We start from the raw sequence: 8,077 nt of genomic DNA, 5'->3' as shown, positions 1-8,077 counted from the left end.
TGAGGTCGGGAAGTTAACGGCAGCTTACCCTCGTCGAGGAGCTGTTGCCGAAACAGCGAGGGTGCGGCCTTTTCTGTCTCGTAGCGTCCAAAAAGGCCTTCGATCGCTTCCCGATATCTGGCTATATGCAAAGTGGTGTTTCGGGGTTGGGGCCTTATGAAAATAACAAACGCCGGTCGCGGAGTGCATAAGCGCGAGATCAAGGGCATTAAGCGGTTCGGAGACGAGTTGCCAGCCGAGTGGTACGCTTTCACCAATCTTGACCTCGCTCTCGGCGTGGGACGGATGCGCGAGATCGATCTCGTGATCGTCTCCGACCGGCGGATTTTCCTCATCGATCTCAAGGACTGGTACGGGAAGATTTCCAGCGTCGATGGCCGTTGGCTTCTGAACGGCGCGGACAGAGACCCGTCTCCGGTTGGGAAGATCGCGGGGATTACGCGGGACATTCTTCTGCTACTCGGCTCGGAGTTCAAGAAGAGGCCTGAAACCAAGGGCTTTCCGCTCCCGCGAATCGAGGGTCTGGTTGTTCTTACGGGGAAGGCCGACCGCACGGACATCGCAGAAACCGAGAAGGCAAAGGTCCTTACCGTGGACGAATTCCTGAGCGTCGTCAAAGACAGTCGCCGCGAGCGAGAAGTCTTTGGGAATGTACGTAACGAATATATTTCTGCACCGCTGACGGACACGTTTTGGAGAGATCGCCTTCACCGGTTCTTCAATGCCGGCCCTAGTTCGCCGTTTAAGCCGGGACGTCGGCGGTTCGAACGTTTTATCGCCGAGGAGGCGCCTACATTCTTGCATCCCAAGGACATATACCGCGAATACGAAGCGGCCGAGGAAGGCAACAAGAATAACCTCGGCACGCTGCGCCTTTGGGATTTCACGAAATGCCCGGACCCTCGCTTCCAGAACGAGGATGGCCGCAGGGAGATCGCCGGGCGCGAGCACATTGTCTATCACTGGCTCAAGGATCGCAGCAACGCGGCAGACCAAACCCTGCTTCCGCCGAAGATCGATGACCCGGAGCGGGGGGTTCACTACTGGGAAGTTTATGACCGCCGCCGTCGAATGCAGAGGCTGGCCGTGTTCGCCGGAACCGAAGCGGTTCGGCTCGCGCCTTGCGAGAAAATTGAGCTTGCGCGGCAGATTCTGAGTTCCGTTGCGCACCTGCATGGGCAGGATGCCGCCCATCTCGATCTTGGCGGCCATAGCATCTGGCTTGAGGCCCCGACGAGCGTCAGGTTTTCGCACCTGATGGCCGCGCGTTTTCCGGAGGTCAGATCTCTCGGTGAGTCCCGCTATCAGTTTCTTGCCAGCGTGGATGTGCCGGAAGATCACTTGGGCGTGGATCGTGGGCCTAAGTGTCGCGATGTGTTCCTCGCAGCGGTCGCTGTGCATCAGTTGCTGTTCGGAAAGATTCCCGACTGTAGCCCGCCCGAATGGAATCCAGAAGTCGATAGCGCCGGCACTTTTCGCGCGCTGCATGACTGGTTTGCCGAGGCGCTGGAACTAGATCCCGCGCGCCGCTACCCGGATGCTCCCCAAGCCTTGCAGGCGTTCAACAACGCGACGGCCGAGCGACCGACCCGGGACGAGATCATAGCCGGGCTTGAGCGTCACCGCGGTCAGATCCGGTCGGGCAGGCAGCTCATGACGGCCTTTCCCGAAACGGGAGACCTCATCGTAGAGAACGATCGCTTGGAGATCTGGCGAAGCCAGAACGGCGGCGACCCGGTCGTCGTGAAGGTCTGGAAGCAGGCTTGCTGGGGCGACACGACACGCGAAGGAGCGGCCCTACTGGCCTTTCTCGAAAAAGCGGCCGCCGTGAAAGCCGATCGCCCTGCAGGCCTGCCAGCGGTCCGGGAGGTGTTATGGCTCGGCGACTCAATCGCCCTCGTCCAGGACTGGATCGAAGGTCCAACCTTGGCCGCTGTTCTGGGTGCACCGCCGGAGAATTTCTGTACGCCTGCTGTGGCTTTGTCGTTGGTGGAGCGTCTGGCAAGAACGGTCGATGGGCTTCACGAGAGCGGTTGGGGACACGGCGATATTGCGCCGACTAATATTATTGTAACCGCCGAAAACGTCCCGGTGCTTATCGACGCACTGGACTTCTCGCCGCAGGCGGACGGGGATCGCGTCACGTCGGCTTATGCCCCTTTGTTGGGAAGCCTGCTTGAACGTGACCGGTTCGCCGTCACCAGAATTGCGGAGGAAGTGTTCGCGTGCGCCGTGCTGGGGGAGCGTGAAGCGCTCGCTCTCGCCAAAGCCATAAAGGAGTGCCGCGAAAAGGAGCCTCGCCTCTCGACACTCCTGCCGCTTCTGGACCAGGTGGAGGCTGCGATCGCCCGCTTAAACGAATTGGGGTCAGACGATGCTGGCCATGTGGTCGCTAGCTACGCCGTCAGCGTCGTTGGTGCGGCCACGGGCCCGATCGAGCCAGATGAGGGCTACATCTTTCTGCGCGTGCGTCGCGATGCTGCGCGCGGCACGCTATCCCTCGTGCTTCGCGGCGCGGCCGAGGAGCTTGATGTCCGGCTGGACAACAATAGGCAGCCGGTCTCCGCGTGGCGCCGGGGGCTGGAGCAGCGTCAGATCAAGCGTAATGCCGCCCAAGAATTCCATATGGTGGAGGCTACACTCACGGTGGACAGCGCCGTCGTGAACGAGTTTTCCGCGCTCGCGCCTCTTCTGGTGCTCCCTGAGGTCAGGGGAAGGATTGATGCGGAACGAGCGGGATTGGCCCCCGCTCCGGTCGAGGCTGACGATCCTACCGCTGCACTGATTGCAGAAGAGGTGGCCGAGGACACTCTCGCGGAGGAAATTGCCGCACGGCCTGCCCCTACGTCCGCAACGATTGACGTGCCGGCGCTATGGCGCGCGTTGATCGACGTTGAAAACGAGCTCACTATCGAGGGCATAGCGCAGCTCGACAGCCTGTTCGACCGCGGCTCGGGTCGACACAAGGTGCCCATCGAGCTTGAAAGCGGCGCGTTCGAGTTCGCGCGCCACGATACCGTAGGTGTTGAGCGACAGGACCGGAATGGCAGATGGCGGCGCATCGGCCAGCTCGACGTCCATTCGTCGCGCTCAGACTTGGCGGTTATAGACGCGAGCGACGCCACAGTGGCGCGTCAGGCGCGTCTCATTGATGCGGGCCAGCGCCTGCGCTTCTGGAGCCATCTGGAGCGCCAAAGCCTGAAACGCAGAACCGATGCCGTGGACCGGATATTGGCCGGCAACGGACGGTCCCGCGATCTTCTTGGTGTATTCGACCCCCGCGCACGTGCCGTGCCACTAAACGTCAGCCACGAGCCCGCCCCAGGAGCGCTCGGCATTTATGCGCTGAACCCGGAACAGGAAGCCGCTTTCGGACGCATTGTCGCGAACCGGCCGGTCGGGCTCTTGCAGGGGCCGCCGGGAACCGGCAAGACCCGCTTCATTGCGGCGCTCACGCACTATGCCCTCACCCATGGACTGGCGCGCAATGTGCTCTTGGCGAGCCAGTCCCACGAGGCCGTGAATACAGCCGCCGAGGCGGTCCTCACCTTGTTTCGGAACGGCGGCGTTCAGCCGAGCCTGCTGCGTATCGGGCGCGACGAGGAGCAGGTTTCCCTACCGCTACGAGCTTATCATACCCCGAAAGTCGAGCAGGGCTTCAAGGATCGCTTCCGCGCGTCGTTCCGCGACCGTCTCGCTGAGATCGCCCGTGCGTTGGGGCTGCCCGAGGGCGCCGCCGACGAGATCGCCGCGATCGAAACGACCATTCGTCCTGTTGCCGAAACTCTCGCGGAGTTGACGCAGGAAGCCGACCTAGCTCAGCAGCGCCTGAACAGCTTGCTGGACACGTTGCGCCGGCACCTGGAGAAGCTTGGCGCCGAAACGCTACTTGATATGGAGGGCGAGAGGGAGTGGCAGTCTTTGCCGGATACAGTGGTGCAGGCGATGATTAAGCGCCACGCGCGCGACGCCGGTACCGTCGCCGACGGATTTGACCGGCTCTATCGCGCCGCCGCCATCGGTCGGGACTTCATGGGCAGCGTTTCACGCGCGCAGCGCAGCTTTGAGAGCTTTCTTGCAGGCACGCGCCAGATCGTCGCCGGAACCTGCGTGGGGCTCGGGCGCACGGCGCTTGGGCTGACCACGACCGCGTTCGATTTGGTGATTGTCGATGAGGCGGCCCGCTGCACGGCAGGCGAACTGCTGGTGCCGCTGCAAGCGGCCCGCTGGGCGGTGCTTGTAGGAGACCACGTGCAGCTGGAGCCGCAGCATAAGGCGGAGGTTGTCAACGCGGTTGCAGAGCGCATGCGGGTTCCAAAGCGGGAGATCAAACGCAGCGATTTCGAGCGGGTGTTCACGACCGCCTACGGGCGTGCGGCAGGCGCGCGTCTCAAGACCCAATACCGGATGTTGGCACCTATCGGGCAGCTTGTTTCGGAGGCATTTTACCCCGACATGCCGCTGGATGCGGGCCGACAAACGCCCGAGATTGACCCCTCTTTGCTTCCGGCGGGGCTTGACACACCGTTGCTGTGGATCGAGACAGACGGCATGGGCGACGCCGCGGCAGAGCGGCCGGAAGAGGGCGGGAGCAGCCGCACCAACCGGGCAGAGGCGGACGCGATCGTGACAATGCTGGAGGATTGGCACGGTCATGAGCCATTCCGGAACTGGCTCATCACTCAGCAAAAGCATCCTGCCGGTATCGGCATCATCTGCATGTACGCCGCCCAGCGCGACCTTATCCGCAGAAAGCTGCGCCAGTCGGCTCTCGCTTATCTACTCGATCGTCATCTGAAGGTCGGAACGGTCGACAGCTATCAGGGCAAGGAAAACCCAGTAGTTCTTCTCTCGCTGGTGAGGAATAACGAAGCGGGACCAATGGAAGCCGGTGTCCGGCGTGTACGTGAAGGGTTTCTGACAACGCCGAACCGGATCAACGTGGCTGCAAGCCGTGCAATGGACCGGCTGGTCATCGTGGGCGTGCGGAAGCGATGGTCTTCGCACGGCCCGATGGGCCGCATGGCGGAGGCTTTTGAGCGGCAAGTCGCACAAGGGGCGGCACGGGCGATTGACGCTGACGACATCATCGGGCGCGCGGCAGCGCAGCCTGCTTGGAAGGTCGGCCCCCGGCCGAGGGCACGGGCCGAAGGAGGAGTCCATGGCTAACCAGGCGCGTCCGCTGCTGCGTTTGAAGGGGCACGAACTGGTCCCGGCGGACAATGACCGCCAGGTGGAGATTGGCGTCTTTGACGTGCTCCTGCCGTGCCGGAAATACGAGGTCTCGTACAAGGTTGCTGTTCTCGGCAAGGTCAGCCAAAGCCTAGAGTTCCTGTTGCGCATCGTGAAGGCTGTCCCCGGTATTGCCGAGGAATCGGCCGCAGCGTTCTTCGGCTTCGAGCAGGCTGAGATCGCATACATCCTCAACGAGGCTACAGGCCCGGGTTTTGTGGAGCGGCGCGAAGGCCGTCTTTGGCTTACGTCGGCGGGAGAGGCGCTTTTCAGAGAGGGAACTGACGATCCTGCCATCTATACCGTTGAGGAACGTAATCGCGACTTAGGGTTCGACCTGCTGGCAATCGCGCCGCAGGCGCCGCGTTCAATGGATTCCGTGGAGCTTGCACTTCCCGAATTGCCGCTCGTGGACCCCGCCGGGACCGGCAGGGTCGCGAACAGGATATTCGATCGCTTCAGCAGGTTCTTCCACGAGCTCGCCGAACGGCGCGACCGCGAGCAGATTCAACAACGGGACTTGTACTCGGTGGACCGGGTGGTCCCCAAGGACCGCTTTCAGGTACCAGTACGGATCCGCGCGTTCGCACAGGCTTCAGCGCCAAGCGTCCCGGAAATAGATTTGGGCTCCTGGAGGGCCGAACATGAGATCGCCGACCGACCGCAGATTGAGAGTGCGGCTGCCATGCTGGTTGATGACCTCAAGACCAACAGCACTCTTATCAACGCTCCGCAGGCTTACGAAGCCATGGCAGAGCTTGCTCCCGACTTTCTGAAGGAGTTTATCACAAGAGTCGGCATGAACGTTAACCGCTACTGGAGGGAAGCCGTCGGGCGTGCCGGTGAACCGCGTGCAGATCGCAAGACGATTCCTATTATAGGCCCCCTCTACAGCGAATCCAACGCGAAGCGATTTTCTGAAGTGGTCGAGTACGGCTTGCGTGGCGTGGCCGAGCAGCCGGAGCTTCTCCTTTCCCTGGCGCCGCAAAGCCGTCTATGGGGGGCGACCACCCAACTGCGGGACACGCTTTTCTATCTCCGCCGCAGGATCGCAGCTATTGCTCCAACAAGTTCTGCCGAGATCCGAGCGGTCTGCCTATTCCCCGGCAAGGCGTCACGGTTTATCGAAAGGACATTCGACGAGGTGCACAACGCGGATATCAGCGGTGTCCCGCCCGCACTGGAGATCATGATCGTTCCGCACATTGCGGTGGCAGCACTTGTTCACGCGCCGATCGGCGCCTCGTCGGGATACGCCGTTCCCTTGGGATGGGCATCCTTTGACGAGAATGTTGTGGCCCGCACGCAGGCGTTTGTAGCGGATAGGCTTTGGCCCTTTGTGCGCGACCGCGACCTGCATAACCAGTTCGCCACCGCGCTGCAACCAAGGCAAAAGGCAGATAGGGAAACCTAGGAGGCTGTTGAAGAAGGCAGTGCATTCGGCGGCTCGGTCTCGTTTGCCGGCAGCGTTTGTGGTGATGGAGGGCTGCTGGTGAGCGGGTCGGCGCCAATGATTGGTGGCCCCGTCGTCGCGGAGTCTCGGCGAGGCCCGCTGCATTGACGGGCCGATCGTCTCACTCAAGCCGGCACCGCCAGCAGCTTCGGCAGGCGGACCAGATTGTAGGCGGCGGCCGCAAAGGTGAAGGCCCATCCGACCCGGTCGAGGCCGCGCAGCTTCGGCCTGTCGAGCCCGGCCACTGCCTTCATCCAGCCGAAGCCCTCCTCGATGCGCTTGCGGACCCGCTGGCTCGCGGCATAGCCGGGATGGCGAGTGGTGCGGCCGTCGATCGCCGAGAGGCCACGGCTGCGGGTGAGGTTCTGCGCCACGTGCGGCCGCACGTTCATCGAGCGCAACTCGTTCACAAAGTCGGCGGCGTGGTAGCCGCGGTCGGCCCCCAGCGTGATCGGCCGCGGCCGATCGGCGTGCGGCTCTATCATCGCCAGCGCCGCCACCCGCTCGGCGTGGCCGCACACCTTGGTCAGGCAGGCATCGACGAGACGGCCGGATCGGTTCTCCATCAGGGCATGGCCGAGGAAGGCGAGCTTCGCCTCCCTTCCGGGACCCTTGCGGTAGAGCTTGGCGTCGGGATCGGTGGTCGAGGCGTGGGTTGCATTCGAGCGCTTCTCGCCGCGGAAATCGGCCTCGGCGTTGCGCCCGCCCAACGCCGGCGGCGGTTCGTCAGGGCCGGAGCCTTCCCCAGGCTCTTCGGTCGGCCTGAAGCTCTTCATCGACGCCCACGCCTGGATCAGCGTGCCGTCGACGCTGAAGTGCTCGCTCGACAGGAGCCGCTTCACCCGGGCATGGGCCACCACCGCCGACAGGAACCGCGCAGCGATGTCGCCAGCGAGCAACCGGTCGCGGTTCTTCGAGAATGTCGAGTGATCCCAGACCGCGTCGTCGATGCCAAGCCCGAGGAACCAGCGGAACAGCAGGTCGAACTCCAGCCGCTCCATCAACTGGCGTTCCGAGCGGATCGAGTAGAAGGCCTGCAGCAGCATCGCACGTAGCAGCTTCTCAGGCGCGATCGACGGCTGGCCGAGGCCCGAGTACAGCGCCGAGAGGTCGCCCGCAATCGCCGAAAGCGACTCGTTCACCAGCGACCGGATCGCCCGCAGCGGATGAACCGCCGGCACCCGCGCCTCAAGGTCCACGTAGCTGAACAGAGCCCCCGTCCTCTCGTCCGTTCCCCGCACCCCAACACTCCTCTCCAGATACGGGAGTGAATCACGTCAAGGCCCAAAAGGACGAGCGACTTCTTCAACAGCCTGCTAGGCCCGCTGGATCGCCAAAACCGCCGCGCTGGACCTCAACCTACGTGAAGGCGCACCGCTCTGCCTACGGAGG

At 62.9% G+C, this 8,077-nt stretch carries 3 protein-coding genes; 2 read left to right on the top strand and 1 reads right to left on the bottom strand.

The genetic code is table 11. The features are described from left to right. Nucleotides 1–183: 183 nt before the first annotated feature. Nucleotides 184–5,169, top strand: coding sequence for an AAA domain-containing protein (locus ACUN0C_RS19905; RefSeq protein ID WP_445468156.1), 4,986 nt, complete (start codon nucleotides 184–186; stop codon nucleotides 5,167–5,169). Further along, complete coding sequence (locus ACUN0C_RS19900; protein WP_445468155.1) at nucleotides 5,162–6,646, top strand: hypothetical protein; 1,485 nt, start codon at nucleotides 5,162–5,164, stop codon at nucleotides 6,644–6,646. Before ACUN0C_RS19905 ends, ACUN0C_RS19900 begins: the two co-directional genes overlap by 8 nt. A 164-nt stretch (nucleotides 6,647–6,810) precedes the next feature. Here ACUN0C_RS19900 and ACUN0C_RS19895 read toward each other — a convergent pair whose 3' ends face one another. Next, a complete protein-coding gene (locus tag ACUN0C_RS19895) occupies nucleotides 6,811–7,926 on the bottom strand; it encodes an IS5 family transposase (RefSeq protein WP_445468154.1) in 1,116 nt (371 codons plus the stop codon). Nucleotides 7,927–8,077: the final 151 nt, after the last annotated feature.

The organism is Faunimonas sp. B44 (genome assembly GCF_052655945.1).
The sequence above is the reverse complement of the archived record's forward strand: the minus strand, read 5'-3'. Positions and strand labels throughout refer to the sequence as shown.